We start from the raw sequence: 15,378 nt of genomic DNA, 5'->3' as shown, positions 1-15,378 counted from the left end.
TACGGTGTGACGGTGGCGACCACGGCGGCGCAGGAGATCCAGGTGGGGAAGCGGCTGGTCCGCGTCTCCAGCCCCGACAAGCCCTACTTCCCGGAGCGCGGGCTGACCAAGCTGGACGTGATCAGCTACTTCCTGTCCGTCGGCGACGGCATCCTGCGCGCGCTGCGGGACCGGCCGACCATGCTGGAACGCTGGCCGCGCGGCGTGTTCGAGGGCGCCAAGGTGGCCACCCGGCAGACGAACAAGGGTGACGCGTTCTACCAGAAGCGGCTCCCGGCCGGCGCGCCCGACTGGGTCCGTACCGCGCACATCACGTTCCCCAGTGGGCGTACCGCCGACGAGGTCGCCCCGAGCGAGCTGGCCGTGGTGATCTGGGCGGCGAACCTGGGCACGCTGCGGTTCCATCCGTGGCCGGTGTCGAAGGACGACGTGGAGCACCCCGACCAGCTGCGCATCGACCTCGACCCGATGCCCGGTGTCGACTTCGCGCGGGTGGTGCCGGTGGCGCACGAGGTACGCGCGTTCCTGTCCGAGCTGGGCCTGGAGGGCTTCCCGAAGACCACCGGCGGGCGCGGCATCCACGTCTACGTCTCGATCGAGCCGCGCTGGAGCTTCGGCGAGTGCCGGCGGGCGGTGCTGGCGCTGGGCCGGGAGATGCAGCGCCGCCTGCCCGACCTGGTCACCACCACGTGGTGGCGCGACCAGCGGGACCGGCCGGTCTTCGTCGACTACAACCAGATGGCCCGCGACCACACCATGACCTCGGCGTACTCGATCCGGCCGACCCCGGCGGCGCTGGTCTCGGCGCCGCTGGAGTGGGCCGAGCTGGACGACGCCCGGCCGGAGGACTTCGACGTGCTCAGCATGCCCGCGCGGTTCGCCGGGCGGGGCGACCCGCACGCCGGGCTGGACGGGCGGCGGTACTCGCTGGACGCGCTGCTGGAGCGGGCCGACGCCGAAGGGCTGGAGTCGCCGCCGGAGCGCTGACCGGTCAGTCCCAGGGGCTCTGCGTGCCGTCGAACTCCTCGAACACCAGCCAGGTACGTGTGGACAGCACGCCGGCGATGCTCTGCACCCGGTCCAGCACCACGTCCCGCAACGTCGCGTTGTCCGGTGCCCGGACCAGGGCGAGGACGTCGTGCTCGCCGCTGAGCAGCGCCGCGTGCTCGATGTAGCGCACCCGGGCCAGCTCGGCGGAGACCTCCCGCCAGGTGTTCTGCTCGATGGTCAGCGCGATGTACGCCGACGTGCCCAGCCCGGCCGGCTCCGGTGCGACCCGCGCGGTGAACCCGGTCAGCACGCCGTCGCGCAGCAGCCGCTCCACCCGGGCGTACGCGTTGGTGCGGGAGACGTGCACCCGTTCGGCGAGCGTACGGATGGACGTGCGGGCGTCGCGGACCAGTTCGCGGAGGATCCGCCGGTCCACCTCGTCCAGCGGCCCGGCCGAACGTCCCGTTCCGCCCGCCGCGCCCGGTGTGGCGCCGGTCTCCTGGCTCATCTCAGCCGCCCTCCTGTGCCATTCGTCCCGCGTTCATCCCGCATGTTGAGTCAATCATCCACGACCGGGAGCATAGGGCCACCACACGTCCAGGAGGTCCCCGCCGTGACGACCACACCCCAGGCGGTCCGCAGGGCATCCCCGCGCACCCGCCGGAAGACCACCCCGGCCGCACCCGACCCGTCGGCCGGCTTCATGCCGCAGCGGGAACCGGTCCGGCTGCTCGAACCCGACGGGACGCCGCTGCCGGCCCGCGACGACTACCCGGAGCCGCCGGTCGAGACGCTGCGCGAGATGTACCGGCGGATGGTCGTCGGCCGCCGCTTCGACGTGCAGGCCACCGCGCTCACCAAGCAGGGCCGCCTCGCCGTCTACCCGTCCGCGCGCGGCCAGGAGGCGTGCCAGATCGGCGGCGTCCTCGCGCTGCGCGACACCGACTGGGTGTTCCCCACCTACCGCGAGTCGATGGCGCTGACCGCGCGCGGCCTCGACCCGGTCGAGGTGCTCACGCTGCTGCGCGGCGACTGGCACTGCGGGTACGACCCGGCCGCCACGCACACCGCGCCGCAGTGCACCCCGCTCGCCACCCAGTGCGTGCACGCCGCCGGGCTGGCCTACGGCGAGTCGTACCAGGGTCGCGACACCGTGGCGCTGGCGTTCATCGGCGACGGCGCCACCAGCGAGGGCGACTTCCACGAGGGCATCAACTTCGCCGCCGTGTTCAAGGCGCCCGTCGTCTACCTCGTGCAGAACAACAAGTACGCGATCAGCGTGCCGCTGTCCCGGCAGACCGCCGCGCCCAGCCTCGCGTACAAGGGCGTCGGCTACGGCGTACCCAGCGAGCAGGTCGACGGCAACGACCCGGTGGCCGTCCTGGCGGTGCTGCAGCGCGCCGTGGCGCACGCCCGCGCCGGCAAGGGCCCCTACCTGGTCGAGGCGCACACGTACCGGATGGAACCGCACACGAACGCCGACGACCAGACCCGCTACCGCGACGCCGACGAGGTCGAGGCGTGGCGCGACCGCGACCCGGTCGCCCGGCTCGAGGCGTACCTGCGGGCCAAGGGCGTGCTCGACGACGCCGCCGTCGCGGCGGTCGCCGAGGAGGCCGAGGAGTACGCCGCGACGCTGCGTCGCCGGATGGACTCCCAGCCGAGCGTGGACCCGCTGAGTCTGTTCGACCACGTGTACGCCGAGCCGACGCCGCAACTCGTCGAGCAGCGCGAGATGGTCCGGGCCGAGCTGGCCGCCGACGCGGAGGGGAGCGCCTGATGGCCACCATGACCATGGCGAAGGCGCTCAACGCGGCGCTCGCCGACGCGATGCTCGACGACGAGCGCGTGCTCGTCTTTGGTGAGGACGTCGGCCAGCTCGGCGGCGTCTTCCGGATCACCGACGGGCTTCAGGCCCGGTTCGGCGACAAGCGCTGCTTCGACACCCCGCTCGCCGAGGCCGGCATCGTCGGGTTCGCCGTCGGCCTCGCCATGTCCGGGCTGCGGCCGGTCGTGGAGATGCAGTTCGACGCGTTCGCGTACCCGGCGTTCGAGCAGATCGCCTCGCACGTGGCGAAGCTGCGCAACCGCACCCGTGGCGCGTTGAGCGTGCCGATCGTCATCCGGGTGCCCTACGCCGGAGGCATCGGCGGCGTGGAGCACCACTGCGACTCGTCCGAGGCGTACTACGCGCACACGCCCGGCCTGAAGGTGGTCACGCCCGCGACTGTGGACGACGCGTACTCGCTGCTGCGCGCCGCCATCGACGACCCCGACCCGGTGGTGTTCCTGGAGCCCAAGAAGCTCTACTTCACCAGCGCCGAAGCGGAACTGCCGGCCCGTACCGCGCCGATCGGCAGCGCCGTCGTGCGCCGCCCCGGCACCGACGCCACGCTGATCGCGTACGGCCCGGCGGTGCCGGTCGCGCTCGCCGCCGCCGAGGCCGCCCGCGAGGAGGGCTGGGACCTGGAGGTCGTCGACGTCCGCAGCATCGTGCCGTTCGACGACGCCACCGTCACCGCCTCGGTCCGCCGTACCGGCCGGTGCGTGGTGATCCAGGAGGCGCAGGGCTTCGCCGGTGTCGGCGCGGAGATCGCCGCCCGGGTGCAGGAGCGCTGCTTCCACGCGCTGCACGCGCCGGTGCTGCGGGTGTCCGGGCTGGACATCCCGTACCCGGCGCCCATGCTGGAGCACACCCACCTGCCCTCGGTCGACCGGGTGCTGGACGCCGTGGCGCGGCTCCAGTGGGACGACCAGCCCGACACGAGGTGGGTGGCGGCATGACCGAACGCACCGAGCGGAGCGAGGGCCATGAGGGCATGCCCGGTCAGCACAGCCTGACCGAACGCACCGAGCGGAGCGAGGGCCGTGAGGGCATGCCCGGCCGGAACGGCATGAGCACGGCCCTTGGGACCCGCGACTTCCTTCTTCCCGACCTGGGCGAGGGTCTGAGCGAGGCGGAGATCGTCGAGTGGCGGGTCGCCGTCGGCGACGTCGTTACCGTGGACCAGACGGTGGTCGAGGTGGAGACCGCCAAGGCCGTCGTCGACGTGCCGTGCCCGTACGCCGGACGGGTCGTGGCCCTGCACGGCGCCGCGGGTGAGGTACGCCCGGTCGGCCAGCCGCTGATCACCATCGCCCCGCTCGACGACGCCCCCGACCCGCACGCCACCTACCGCGAGGAGGAGCGGGCCGGGTCCGGCAACGTCCTGATCGGCTACGGCACCGGCCACGGCGGATCGGGCCGGCGGCGGCGCCGGCCGCGGCTGGCGCTGGCCCCCGAGCCCGGTACGCCCGCCTCGACGGGCCCCGCCTCCGGTCCGGCGACTGGCTCTCCGGCTTCGGCGCCGCTGGTCATCTCGCCGATCGTGCGGCGCCTGGCGAAGGAGCACGGCATCGACCTGGCGTCGCTGCGCGGCACCGGGCCGGGCGGCGTGATCCGCCGGGCCGACCTGGACGCCGCCGTGGCCGCCTCCGCTCCGGCGGCCCGGCCCGCAGCGGTGCCGGACGCCCCGGCCGCCCACGTCGGGCTCGCCCCGGCGGGCGACGGGGACACGGTCATCCCGCTCACCGGCATCCGCAAGGTGATCGCCGACAAGCTCTCCCGCAGCCGGCGGGAGATCCCCGAGGTGACCATCTGGGTCGACGTGGACGCCACCGGCCTGCTGGAGACGCGCGCCGCGATAAACGCGGCCAACCCGGACTCGCCGGTGAGCATCCTGGCGCTGCTGGCCCGGATCTGCCTCAGCGGCCTGCGGAGGTACCCGCAGCTCAACGCGCACGTCGACACCGAGGGCCAGCGGATCGTCCAGTCCGGGGGCGTGCACTTGGGCATCGCCGCGCAGACCGACCGGGGCCTGGTCGTGCCGGTGCTGCGCGACGCGCAGCGGCTGACCACCCGGGAGCTGGCCGCCGCGCTCGCCGAGACCACTGCGGCGGCCCGGGCCGGTACGCTGCCGCCGGCGCGGCTGACCGGCGGGACGTTCACGCTCAACAACTACGGCGTGTTCGGCGTGGACGGTTCCACGCCGATCATCAACCACCCGGAGGCGGCGCTGCTCGGCGTCGGCCGGATCGTGGACAAGCCGTGGGTGGTGGACGGGCAGCTCGCCGTCCGCAAGGTGACCCAGATCAGCCTCACCTTCGACCACCGCGTCTGCGACGGCGGCGTGGCCGGCGGCTTCCTGCGCCACGTGGCGGACTGCGTCGAGCAGCCGGCCCTCCTGGTAGCCAACGTCTGACCGGTCCGGCTCCCGGCCCCGGCTCTCCGTGGGAGGGCCGGGGCCGCGCCCGTCCCCGCAGCCCGTCCGCGATCTTGCACTTTCGGTCCACGATATGCCCGATTCGCACTCTTGTCCGGGGCTGCAACTGCAAGATCGCGGCGATGACGCGGGCGGCGTGGGGTGATCACCTCCAGCGCTGCCCGCTTTGCGAGACCGTTGTGCCGGTGCGTGGGATCGCCTCCGTCCCGTCGATCATGAGGTTGGCGGGGACAAAACGGACGCCGTGTGCCGTCAACTTCATGATCGACGGGCCGGGGCGTGCTGGGAGGCGAGCGAGGGGGTGGCGAACCGGGCGGAGGGCGCGTGGGGCGCAAGCGGGGACGGGAATTACCTGTCCGGCATGATTCTCCGCAACCGTTTCCGAGCAATTCCGCCGAAGGTGCCACGGCGCGATCCCGGGCCTACAGAATGTGGGCGAGAGGGTTCGGAAATGGGGGGCGAAATATGTTTGCGAGGCGCCGACTGACGCTTTTCGCGATGACCGTCGCAGCCGCGCCGCTGGCGGTCGGCGCGTGCACCGCCGGCCCGAAGTCGGTGGCGAAGCGGGCCGAGGCGGCGCCGCCGTCGGTCTCCGTGACGCCGGCCGACAGTACCCGGGACGTGCCGATCAGCGCGGAGGTGGGCACGAAGGTGAGCAACGGCAAGGTGACAGCCGTCAAGCTGACCGACGACAAGGGCAACGCGGTGCCGGCCCAGCCGCGGGAGGACGGTTCCGGCTGGGTGCCGGACCGGCCGCTCGCCAATTCCCGGACGTACACCGCGGAGGTGACCGCGACCGGCGATTCCGGCAAGACCGCCACGCAGAAGACGACGTTCACGACGATGGCCAAATCCACCAAACCGGCAGTCACCAGCGAATTGTATTTCCGGCCGAATCAGACGTACGGGACGGCGATGCCGGTCGTGCTCGGATTCGACCCGCCGATTCCGAAGGAGGCCCGCGCGGACGTGCAGCGCCGGCTGTTCGTGAAGACCGACCCGCCGCAGCCGGGCACCTGGTCCTGGGTGGCCGACGGCAAGCAGGCCGAGTACCGCGCGCCGGACCGCTGGAAGCCGGGCACGAAGATCAGCGTGCGCAGCGCGCTGCAGGGGCTGCCCATCGGCAAGGAGGCGGTCGGCGATTCCGACCGGGTCGCGAGCGCCAAGGTCGGCCGGCAGGTGACCCTGGACATCGACAACGGGACGAAGCAGATGACCGTCTACGAGGACGGCAAGGTGCTCAAGAAGATCCCGGTCAGCCTCGGCAAGGAGAGCACGCCGACGTCCAGCGGCACCATGGTGATCATGGAGAAGCACGAGCACACCACGTTCGACACCCGGGGTGAGCCGAACGGCGGCTACGTGGTCGACGTGGACGACGCCCAGCGGCTGACCTGGGGCGGCGAGTTCATCCACTCGGCGCCGTGGTCGGAGGGCGACCAGGGGAGCACCAACGTCTCGCACGGCTGCACCAACGTCTCGGCCACCGCCGCGGACTGGCTGATGGGCTTCACGCAGGTCGGTGACCTGGTGACGGTCAAGGGCACCGAGGTGAAGCTGGACCAGGGCAACGGCTTCACCGCCTGGAACGTCAGCTGGGACGAGTTCGCCAAGGGCAGCGCGCTGCCCGTACCGGCGGGCCTGAAGCCCACACAGAGCGCCACGCCGCACCCGGGCGCGGTGGCCGGCGGGTCGTCACCGGCCCCGGCCCCCTCGCGGAGCAACAGCGGCGGCTGAACCTGGGGAGGAACGGCCACGGGGCCGGCCCGCGTCCGCGCGGGCCGGCCCCGCGTCGTCTCAGTCCAGGCCGACGCGGGCCACCCCGGCCGCGGTCAGGCTGCCCAGCCAGAGGTGGCGGCCGTGCTGCCGCACGCCGGTGACCATCGGGTACGCCCCGCTCGGGCCGTGCAGCGTGCGCAGCACCCGGCCGTCGCCGTCGACCAGCGCGACCAGCCCGTAGCGGCGCGGCTGCGGCTGCACCGCGCCGGGCAGCAGGGCCACGATCTGCCGGACCCGGGGATGCGGCAGCAGCCGTTCCATCGCCCGCAGCCGAGGGCTGGGCAGCGCGACCCAGTACGTGCCGTCGCCGACCCCCGAGACGTTGTCCGGATACGCGGGCAGGTCGGTGAGCACCGTGGCCCGCCCGCTCGGCAGGTCGAGGCGGAGCAGCCGATGGGTGGCGGTCTCGGCGAGCATCAGCGCCGACTCGTCCGGGGTGAGCGCGAGCCCGTTGGGGAAGTAGAGCCCGTCCGCGACCACGTCGGTGCGCCCGGTGCGCCTGTCGTACGCGAGGACCCGCCCGTTGGGCCGGTGCTCCAGCAGGTCGCGTTTCCAGTGCGAGAGCGGGAACCGGTCGGACGAGTCGGTGAAGTAGACGGTGCCGTCGCGCGCCACCGCCGCGTTGTCGGCCAGGTGCACCGGCGGCGCGGTCCCGGTCAGCTCGTGCACCCGGCCGGCCGGGTCGACCCGCAGCAGCCCCCGGTACGCGTCGCAGACCAGCAACCCGCCGTCGACCGGATCGCGTTCGATGCCCAGCGGCCGGCCGCCGGTCTCGGCCAGCAGGGTCGGCGGCGTGCCGGGCGGGGAGTCGGCCGGCCACCACCAGAGCCGGCCGTCCTCGTCGCCGCTGACCACCCGGCCGTCGCCGTCGACCACGACGTCCTCCGGGCCGTGCCCGCCGGCCGGCAGCGGCAGCAGGTCGGCCCGGTCGAGCCGGGTGTCTGCGGGCGACCAGGGGCCGGTGAGCGGCGGCGGTACCGTCGCCGGCTCGCGGACCGGCCGGATCAGCAGTGGGGCGCGCGGGCGGGGGACGACCATCGGCTCATTGTGGCCCGGCGGCGTCGCGCCGGGCAGTCCCCGACGGCGTTTCGCGGCGTTCCGCGCGGCGTGGCGTGGCGGCTGCGGGATGACCCTGAGGCGGCTCGGGGTCGGGTCCCGGACAGTACCCGGAACCCCCGCCGGGAGGCCCGGAAATGTCGGTGGGGCCGGGTAGGTTTGGCCGCATGGTACACAGCGTTGAGCGCTTCCACGTGGCGATGGACGTGCACGACCACGTGGTCGAGCTGCGCCCGGTCGGCGAGATCGACATCGCCTCCGTGACGGCGTTCCGGGCCGCGCTCTGGGCGGCGCCGGCCCGGCCGGTGCTGCGGGTCGACCTGTCCGGTGTGCGGCTGCTCTCCGCCGCCGGGGTCCGCGCGCTGGTCGCCACCCACCTGCGGGTCCGTTCCCGCGGCGGCGAGCTGGTGCTCACCGACCCCGACCCGGTGGTGGCCCGGGTGCTGCGGGTGACCGGCCTGCACCGGGTGCTCCCGGTGCGCTGCTCCGACCGCGCCCAGAACCTGCCCGACCGCGCGCCGGACCTGCCCGGCCGCGCTCGCGAGCTGGTGGCCTGCGCGGCCTGAACAGCCGGCGGCCCGGGCGCGGGCGGCCCGCCGGAGCAACGGCGGACCGTCGGCCCGGGCACAGGGCGGGCCGCCGGCCCGGAAGCCGGCGGCCCGACGGGAACGGTGTCGCGCTCAGCGCACGCCGAGCAGGTCCACCACGAAGACGAGCGTCTCGTTCGGCTTGATGACGCCGCCCGCGCCCCGGGCGCCGTAGCCCAGGTGCGGCGGGATGGTGAGCTTGCGCCGGCCGCCGACCTTCATGCCCACGACGCCCTGGTCCCAGCCGGCGATGACCTGGCCGCCGCCGAGCGGGAACTCGAACGTCTCACCCCGGTTCCACGAGGCGTCGAACTCGCGGCCGTTCGAGTGGGCCACGCCCACGTAGTGCACGCTCACCAGCTGGCCCGCGCGGGCCTCCGGGCCGTCGCCGACGGTGATGTCCTCGACGACCAGATCGGCGGGCGGCGCGCCCTCGATCGGGCCGATCTGGGGCTTGTCCATGAGCGGGTCTCCTCGGTGCTGACGGTGTGGTCACAGTCGATCCTGCCGGATCGCGACCGGCCGATACGCGCCGGTCCCCGCACACCGGCGTGGCGGGGACACGAAAGAGGCGGGCGTCGCCTGTCGGCGACGCCCGCCCCGGGGCGAGCTGGTCACTTCAGCCAGGGGAGACGCTGGACCAGGGGGAGCCTCGCCCAGATCCGGCCGAGGCCGAGGGTGTTGCCGGCGCCCACCAGGGCCAGACCGGCCAGCAGGCCCGCGTAGATGAGGTGGTCGTCCATGAAGGGGTTGTTCGCCGGGGGCAGCACGGCCGTCCACATCAGGACCAGGAGCAGTCCGCCGGCCACGGCGGCGATCCGGATGCCGATGCCGAGCATCAGGGCGACACCGATGCCGAGCAGACCGACCATGAACAGGGTGTCCGCCCAGGCCGCGCCGGCGATGTTCCGGTAGAGGTCCGCGAACGGGCCCTCGACCGCGTTGCCCAGGAAGCCCTTGGTCGGGCTGCCGCCGTTGATCCAGGCGTTCTTCGCCGGGGTCTCGTGGCCGAGGCCGAACATCTTGTCGAGGAAGGCCCAGAGGAAGATCCAGCCCAGCGCGAGCCGCAGACCGGCCCACACGTACCGGGTGGCCTTCTGCCGGGTGGTCTCGATGTGCGCCGCCGGAGCGATGGTGGCGGCGGGGGTCCGCTTGACGGCGGGGGTCCGCTCGATTGTCGCGGTCATGGTGTCCACGTCCCTTCCTGTGCCTCGCACCGCGCTTCCCGGTGGCACATTCATTCCACCGCCGCGCGGCGTCCGGGAGCAGGGCCGAGAGGTGCCCTCGTGACCGGGTCCTTGGTCCCGTCCGTACCCGGTCCGGTCGGCCCCTCGCAGCCGGTCCGCCGCCCCTGACCAGGCCGTACGCCTGCGGCCTACCGTCGTAGGTGGAGACCCGGTACGAGGAGGTCGTGATGAGGGCGTGGCAGGTTACCGACGTGATGACCAGGGACGTCGCCACGGTGACGGAGGAGACCCCGTACCGCGAGGTCGTCGACGTGCTGGTGCGGCAGCGGATCAGCGGTGTGCCGGTGGTGGACTCGTTCCGCCGGGTGCTCGGGGTGATCTCCGAGGCGGACCTGCTGCACAAGGTGGAGCGGTCCGGTCACCCGGACGAGCGGCGGGTCTTCGAGGGACGGCGCCGCCGTACCGCGCGGGAGAAGGCGGGCGCGCTCGTCGCCCGGGACCTGATGACCGGGCCCGCGGTCACCACCCACGAGCGGGCGTCGCTCGCGGCGACCGCCCGGCTGATGGACCACGAGGCCGTCAAGCGGCTCCCGGTGCTGGACGACCTGGGCCGGCTCGCCGGCATCGTCACCCGCGGTGACCTGCTGCGCGTGCACCTGCGTACCGACGCGGAGATCCGCGAGGAGGTCGTGCACGAGGTGCTGCGCCGCGTGCTGTCCGTGCGCGACGGCCTGGTCACGGTCCAGGTCCGCGGCGGCGAGGTCACCATGGACGGGCGGCTGGACCGGCGCAGCGCCGTCGAGCTGGCCGGCCGCCTCGCCGCGCAGGTCGCGGGTGTGGTCGCGGTGCACAACGCGATCGGGTACGACGTGGACGACACCACGCTGATGGAGCTGGACCCGGTGCACGCCACCCCGGTCGCCTGAGCGCCGTCACCCGGGCCTCACCGGTCAGGTGGGGCCCGCGGCGGCGAGCTGGGCGGCCAGCAGCGCCGGGGCCTCGGCCAGCGAGGGGCCGTACCAGGTGAGGTGCCGGCCGGAGACCAGCGCCGCGGGCACGCCGGGGAACGCCTCCGGCCCGTCGTCGGCGGTGAACCGGTACGGCTCGTCGGGCAGCACCACCAGCTCCGGCGCGCGGGCGCGCAGCTCGTCCAGGCCGGGCCGGGGATAGCGTTCCGCGTCCCCGGCCCAGCCGTTGCGCACACCCAGCCGGGCCAGCACGTCCCCGGCGAACGTGTCCCGTCCCAGCACCACCCACGGGCGCCGCCACACCGGCACCACGGCGGTGCGGACGTGTCCCGGCGAGGGCAGCGCGGCCCAGGCGTGGCGGGCCTCGCGCAACCACGGCGGCTCGGCCGGCACGCCGAGCGCGACGACCAGCTCACCCAGCTGGTCGAGGGCCTCCGGCACGGTACGCGGGAAGGTGACCCGGACCGGCACCCCGGCCGCGCGCAGCGCCTCGGCGTCGGCCAGCCGGTTCTCCTCCTCGTTGAGCAGCACCAGATCCGGCTCGAGCGTGAGCACCCGCTCCAGGTCCGGGTACTTCGTCCCACCGACCCGGGCGACGTCCAGCCCGGCCGGATGGGTGCACCAGTCGGTCGCACCGACCAGCACCTCCGGGCGGGTGGCCGCGACCGCCTCGGTCAGCGACGGCACCAGCGACACCACCCGCACCGCGTCTCCCTCTCCTCGAACCGGACCGGCCGGTCAGCGGGCCGGCGCGGGCACGGCGTCGGCGTTCTCCGGCGGCAGGCCCGCCACGGGCAGGCCCTTGCGTACCGCCCAGTCGACGGCGGCGCGCAGGTCCGCGGTGGGCAGCGGCCGCCGGGTGGTCACCCCGACCGCCGCGTGCACGATGTACGCCATGAACGGGTACGACCGGGCCAGCGCGCCGATCGCGTCGTGCAACCGGCGTACCACGTCCAGCGCGGCCGGTTCGTCGAGTCCGGGCAGGACGAGCTGGAACTCGTTCTCGGTGACGCGCACCGCGCGGTCGACCGGCCGCAGCACGGCGGTGATCGCGGTGAGCACGGCGTGCCCCTCGCGGGCGACACCGCGCCGGCCGAAGCGTTCCGGCGAGCCGGGCGGCGCCTCGACCCGCAGGCCGACCAGCGCCACCGGCAGCGTGCCGGAGGCGGTCACCCCGTCCGCGCCGGACCACCGGGCCAGGCCTGATTCGTCCAGCATGGTCTCGGCCGGCTCGACCGGCTGGTGGTTCCGGTCGCCGCGGCGGGCCAGCATCCGCAGCGCCGCCTCGGCGCGCGGCTCGCCCGGCCCGGCCGGGATGTCCCGCACCCGGGCGATCGCCTCGTCCAGCGCGGTGCGCGCCGCGGCGGGCAGCCGCTCGGCGAGCTGCTCGCGCAGCCGGATCACCTCGTGCAGCGCCTCGTCGCGGCGGAAACCCCAGCGGCCCTCGAACAGCCGGCCGGCCTCCAGCGTCGGCGCGGGCGCCACCTCGGCCCGGTCGTGCGCGACGAGTGTGGCGCCGAAACGCGGGCTCAGCGCGACCACCGTCCACTCCCGGGCCAGCGCCTCCGCCTCGTCCAGGGTCACGCCGTACGCCCCTTCGGGCAGGTCGGGCGGCGGTCCGCCGACCATCGCCACCACCGTCACGGCGGCACGGCCGGCGATGCGCCGGTAGACCTCGCGCTCCCGGGCGAAGTACGGCAGCCGCTGGAACAGCGCGAGCACGACGAGCGGGCCGTCCTCGGCCTCGGCGAGCGCGGCGCGTTCGATGGCGTGGGAGACGGCGACGAGACTGCGTTTGGTGAACTGTTCCGGGGTCCGTCCGCTGGGCACGGGCAGAGCCTAGAGGGACGGACGCGGTAGCGCACCGGGCGGCCGTACCGACTGCGCCGCACCGCCTAGACTCGGGGGTCGACCGGACGAGGGGGATCGGGGCGAGATGACGAGCACAGGCAGCGTGACCGCCTCCTGGCTGCGGCCGGTCCCGCCCGGCGTCGCGCCGTCCCTGGTCCGGGCCGGCCACCTCGGTCACGCCGGCCGGCGGCTCGGTGACCTGGTGCAGGGCCGCCCGCCGGGGGTCACCGGCAGTCAGTGGAGCACCGCCGGGCGGGCGTCGCTCGACCTGGTGGTCTGCGCCGCCGACACCGAGCTGCCGCGCTTCGCGGTGCGGTTCACCACGCCCGCTCCGGACGGGTCGCCGGCCCGGCGGGAGGAACGGCTCACCGACGCGGTCTGCGCCGCCGTCGGCCTGCCGCTGGTGCGCGTCGAGTCGCCGGCGCTGGGCGGCGCGGAGCAGGTCCTTCGGTTCGCCGGGTACGTGCTGGACGCGCGGGCCTACGCCGACGGCACCGACCCGGACGCCGACGACGCGGTCGGGTTCCGGGACATCATCGGCCGGCTGCCGGACGGCCGGCGCGGACCGGTGAACGACCTCGGCGCGCTGGCCCGGGTCGAGGCGGTCGAGGCGTACGTGGCGGGCCGGATCGCCGACCCGATCGTGCGCGGACTGCACGTGCGCTGGACCGACGGGCCGGCGGAGGGCTGGGCCTGGGCCGAGGTGCGGCCCGGCCGCTGCCTGCTGGAGCGGGTCCGGCTGACCTCGCGCGGCTTCGCCTGCGGGGTCGACGCGGGGCGGCTCGCCGAGGATCTGGCCGTGGTGGCGCTGGGGGAGCGGCTGCGAGGCCTCGACGGCGCCGTGCCGTCCCTGCTGGACCGGGACGAGCTTCTCCGGCAGGTCCGTGCGCTCGCCGCCCGGCGGGACTCCTTCGACGGCGGCTTCGCCTTCGACCACCTCTGCGCCGACTGAACCGTCCTCGCCGGAGCGGACGGCGACTTTTCGATTTTTTTCCGATCTCCGGTTGAACCTTCGCCGACGGCGCTCCGTACCTCATCGGGAATGGACGCAGATCTTCCCCGCCGCGCCCGGACGGCGCGGAGACGGTGCGGAAAGGGCACCGTCGGCCATTGGCGCGCGACTGAGCGTCGCAGTGATCTCACACCCCGAATTCGTCGGTCCGCCGGGATCACCAGTCAACTACCGGATCGAGAAGGAGAGCAATTCGATGCGCAGGTCCACACGGGCGCGCCGGTCATCCGGTAACGCGCGGAGCAAGCGGATGCTGGCAGTGGTCGGCACGCTCGCGGTCTTCGGCGGCATCGTCGCCGTCACCCAGATCTCGTCCGCCCAGGACCGGCGGACGACCACCCGCGCGGCCTCGGCGTCCTGCGTGCCCGCGAGCCCGGGGGCGACCGCCCCGGACGGCCAGGGCAGCACCACCCGTACCTGGCAGAACGGCCGCTGGGTCCGCAACCACTGGGGCGACGGTCAGATGTCGCCGGCCGAGTGCCAGCAGACCAACGCGGGTGGTGCCGGCGCCGGCACCCCGACGGTGGCCTGCCCGGACGTCCGCGGCCGGCTGCCGCAGGTGCCCGGCCGGGCCCGTGCCGAGGTGGACCGCACGCTGGCGCTGCTGGAGAGCCAGATCGCCGAGGCGAACCGGCGGCTCGCGGCGGAGGGCCGCAACGGCGGTGAGTTCATAGACAACGCGATCCTCGGTCCGCTCGCGGACAAGCGGACCGCGGCGCTCAACCGGATCGCCACCGCCATCGGCCGGTTCGCGCAGCGCCCGCAGGGCCTGGACCAGTTCGCCCGGTGCGCGGTGAGCGACACGCCGCAGAGCGGCGGTCAGAACGGTGGCGGTCAGAACGGCGGCAACAACGGAGGCCAGAACGGCGGGAACAACGGCGGGAACAACGGCGGCGGGAACAACAACGGCGGCGGCCAGAACAACGGCGGCAACAACGGCCTGAACGTGCTCGCCAAGGACTGCTCCGGCAGCCAGCTCCAGGCGCACGACGGTTTCCAGAACGGCAACCGGTGTGTGAGCACCGCATTCGGTGAGGTGGGTGCCGCGGCGAACAACCCGTCGCTGCTGATCACGCAGTTCCCGAACCAGGTGCGGCGCAACCAGCCGTTCACGCTCCGGGTCACCACCAAGAACCTGGTGCGGGACCGCTTCCTCGCCGCCGGTCAGGGCGGCTACTACCTGGAGAGCTCGCTGCTCAACGGCCAGGGCCTGGTACGCGGTCACTTCCACACCGCCTGCCGGATGCTCGGCAGCACCCGGCAGCCCCCGAACCCGCAGGACGTGCCGGCGTTCTTCGTCGCCACCGAGGACGGCCGGGGTGGCAACCAGCCGGACGACGTGCTGATCCAGATCCCGGGCCTGGCGCAGTCGGGCGTGGCGCAGTGCGCGGTCTGGGCCGGTGACGGCTCGCACCGCATCCCGATGATGGAGCGGGCGAACCAGACCCCCGCGATCGACGTGGTGCGCATCCGGGTCAACTGAGCGACGCGACGGCCGCGGCCGTCCGGGGGACTCCTCCGGGCGGCCGCGGCCTTTCCGCGTACGGGAACGGTGGGAGGCGATCCCGGAGGAAATCTCGTGCCGTGGGTATCCGCCGGACGAAAAGCGCCGTGCGGAGAATGCCGATCGGGGCCACGCCGATTTCTCAGCGTGACCCCGGGATGCCCGACGGTGAACCGGTGACG

The 15,378-nt window shown here is 74.0% G+C and carries 15 protein-coding genes; 9 read left to right on the top strand and 6 right to left on the bottom strand.

Going from position 1 to position 15,378, the window contains the following annotated elements; translation table 11 throughout:
* Window positions 1-6 precede the first annotated feature (6 nt).
* The gene (locus O7611_RS15375) at window positions 7-987 is read left to right on the top strand and encodes a DNA polymerase domain-containing protein (protein ID WP_269697103.1); all 981 of its coding nucleotides are present in this window, start codon (window positions 7-9) and stop codon (window positions 985-987) included.
* 4 nt (window positions 988-991) lie between these two features.
* On the opposite strand, the gene O7611_RS15370 is transcribed toward O7611_RS15375, so the two are convergent.
* On the bottom strand, window positions 992-1,498 hold the full coding sequence (locus O7611_RS15370) for an Lrp/AsnC family transcriptional regulator (protein WP_013286599.1): 507 nt from the start codon (window positions 1,496-1,498) through the stop codon (window positions 992-994).
* Window positions 1,499-1,570: 72 nt separating this feature from the next.
* Here O7611_RS15370 and pdhA point away from each other — a divergent pair, with 72 nt between their 5' ends.
* From pdhA to O7611_RS15350, 4 genes are all read left to right on the top strand, one after another.
* Entirely contained in the window at window positions 1,571-2,770 is a 1,200-nt protein-coding gene (pdhA, locus tag O7611_RS15365) for a pyruvate dehydrogenase (acetyl-transferring) E1 component subunit alpha (RefSeq protein ID WP_269698108.1), read from the top strand.
* On the top strand, window positions 2,770-3,774 hold the full coding sequence (locus tag O7611_RS15360) for an alpha-ketoacid dehydrogenase subunit beta (protein WP_194799279.1): 1,005 nt from the start codon (window positions 2,770-2,772) through the stop codon (window positions 3,772-3,774). Before pdhA ends, O7611_RS15360 begins: the two co-directional genes overlap by 1 nt.
* A 110-nt stretch (window positions 3,775-3,884) precedes the next feature.
* A complete protein-coding gene (locus tag O7611_RS15355; RefSeq protein ID WP_269698106.1) occupies window positions 3,885-5,231 on the top strand; it encodes a dihydrolipoamide acetyltransferase family protein in 1,347 nt (448 codons plus the stop codon).
* A 486-nt stretch (window positions 5,232-5,717) separates the two neighbouring features.
* Entirely contained in the window at window positions 5,718-6,989 is a 1,272-nt protein-coding gene (locus O7611_RS15350; protein ID WP_194799280.1) for a L,D-transpeptidase, read from the top strand.
* Window positions 6,990-7,049: 60 nt separating this feature from the next.
* On the opposite strand, the gene O7611_RS15345 is transcribed toward O7611_RS15350, so the two are convergent.
* Window positions 7,050-8,069 (bottom strand): SMP-30/gluconolactonase/LRE family protein, encoded by a 1,020-nt coding sequence (locus O7611_RS15345; RefSeq protein WP_194799281.1) that lies wholly within the window; start codon window positions 8,067-8,069, stop codon window positions 7,050-7,052.
* A gap of 155 nt (window positions 8,070-8,224) precedes the next feature.
* Between O7611_RS15345 and O7611_RS15340 the strand changes: the two genes are divergently transcribed.
* Window positions 8,225-8,653: an STAS domain-containing protein gene (locus O7611_RS15340; RefSeq protein ID WP_194799282.1), complete on the top strand. Its 429-nt coding sequence runs from the start codon at window positions 8,225-8,227 to the stop codon at window positions 8,651-8,653.
* 114 nt (window positions 8,654-8,767) lie between these two features.
* On the opposite strand, the gene O7611_RS15335 is transcribed toward O7611_RS15340, so the two are convergent.
* Both O7611_RS15335 and O7611_RS15330 read right to left on the bottom strand, forming a co-directional pair.
* Entirely contained in the window at window positions 8,768-9,136 is a 369-nt protein-coding gene (locus O7611_RS15335) for an FKBP-type peptidyl-prolyl cis-trans isomerase (RefSeq protein WP_013286592.1), read from the bottom strand.
* A gap of 152 nt (window positions 9,137-9,288) precedes the next feature.
* Complete coding sequence (locus tag O7611_RS15330) at window positions 9,289-9,870, bottom strand: hypothetical protein (RefSeq protein WP_442929348.1); 582 nt, start codon at window positions 9,868-9,870, stop codon at window positions 9,289-9,291.
* Window positions 9,871-10,088: 218 nt separating this feature from the next.
* Here O7611_RS15330 and O7611_RS15325 point away from each other — a divergent pair, with 218 nt between their 5' ends.
* A complete protein-coding gene (locus O7611_RS15325) occupies window positions 10,089-10,787 on the top strand; it encodes a CBS domain-containing protein (protein ID WP_194799284.1) in 699 nt (232 codons plus the stop codon).
* A 24-nt stretch (window positions 10,788-10,811) separates the two neighbouring features.
* On the opposite strand, the gene O7611_RS15320 is transcribed toward O7611_RS15325, so the two are convergent.
* Together O7611_RS15320 and O7611_RS15315 are read right to left on the bottom strand one after the other, a co-directional pair.
* Window positions 10,812-11,534: a helical backbone metal receptor gene (locus O7611_RS15320; protein ID WP_194799285.1), complete on the bottom strand. Its 723-nt coding sequence runs from the start codon at window positions 11,532-11,534 to the stop codon at window positions 10,812-10,814.
* 33 nt (window positions 11,535-11,567) lie between these two features.
* Entirely contained in the window at window positions 11,568-12,659 is a 1,092-nt protein-coding gene (locus O7611_RS15315) for a DICT sensory domain-containing protein (protein ID WP_194799286.1), read from the bottom strand.
* A 106-nt stretch (window positions 12,660-12,765) separates the two neighbouring features.
* Here O7611_RS15315 and O7611_RS15310 point away from each other — a divergent pair, with 106 nt between their 5' ends.
* Together O7611_RS15310 and O7611_RS15305 are read left to right on the top strand one after the other, a co-directional pair.
* The gene (locus O7611_RS15310; RefSeq protein WP_269697101.1) at window positions 12,766-13,632 is read left to right on the top strand and encodes a DUF2726 domain-containing protein; all 867 of its coding nucleotides are present in this window, start codon (window positions 12,766-12,768) and stop codon (window positions 13,630-13,632) included.
* A gap of 310 nt (window positions 13,633-13,942) precedes the next feature.
* A complete protein-coding gene (locus O7611_RS15305; RefSeq protein ID WP_194799288.1) occupies window positions 13,943-15,175 on the top strand; it encodes a hypothetical protein in 1,233 nt (410 codons plus the stop codon).
* Window positions 15,176-15,378: the final 203 nt, after the last annotated feature.

The organism is Micromonospora sp. WMMC273, assembly GCF_027460285.1.
Taxonomy (GTDB): Bacteria; Actinomycetota; Actinomycetes; order Mycobacteriales; family Micromonosporaceae; genus Micromonospora; species Micromonospora aurantiaca.
The sequence above is the reverse complement of the archived record's forward strand: the minus strand, read 5'-3'. Positions and strand labels throughout refer to the sequence as shown.

Coding starts and splice junctions, on each gene's coding strand:
- O7611_RS15355 (WP_269698106.1), top strand. CDS start 3,885: ATGAGCACGGCCCTTGGGACCCGCGACTTCCTTCTTCCCGACCTGGGC.
- O7611_RS15360 (WP_194799279.1), top strand. CDS start 2,770: ATGGCCACCATGACCATGGCGAAGGCGCTCAACGCGGCGCTCGCCGAC.
- O7611_RS15325 (WP_194799284.1), top strand. CDS start 10,089: ATGAGGGCGTGGCAGGTTACCGACGTGATGACCAGGGACGTCGCCACG.
- O7611_RS15305 (WP_194799288.1), top strand. CDS start 13,943: ATGCTGGCAGTGGTCGGCACGCTCGCGGTCTTCGGCGGCATCGTCGCC.
- O7611_RS15310 (WP_269697101.1), top strand. CDS start 12,766: ATGACGAGCACAGGCAGCGTGACCGCCTCCTGGCTGCGGCCGGTCCCG.
- O7611_RS15335 (WP_013286592.1), bottom strand. CDS start 9,136: ATGGACAAGCCCCAGATCGGCCCGATCGAGGGCGCGCCGCCCGCCGAT.
- O7611_RS15370 (WP_013286599.1), bottom strand. CDS start 1,498: ATGAGCCAGGAGACCGGCGCCACACCGGGCGCGGCGGGCGGAACGGGA.
- O7611_RS15340 (WP_194799282.1), top strand. CDS start 8,225: ATGTCGGTGGGGCCGGGTAGGTTTGGCCGCATGGTACACAGCGTTGAG.
- O7611_RS15345 (WP_194799281.1), bottom strand. CDS start 8,069: ATGGTCGTCCCCCGCCCGCGCGCCCCACTGCTGATCCGGCCGGTCCGC.
- O7611_RS15350 (WP_194799280.1), top strand. CDS start 5,718: ATGTTTGCGAGGCGCCGACTGACGCTTTTCGCGATGACCGTCGCAGCC.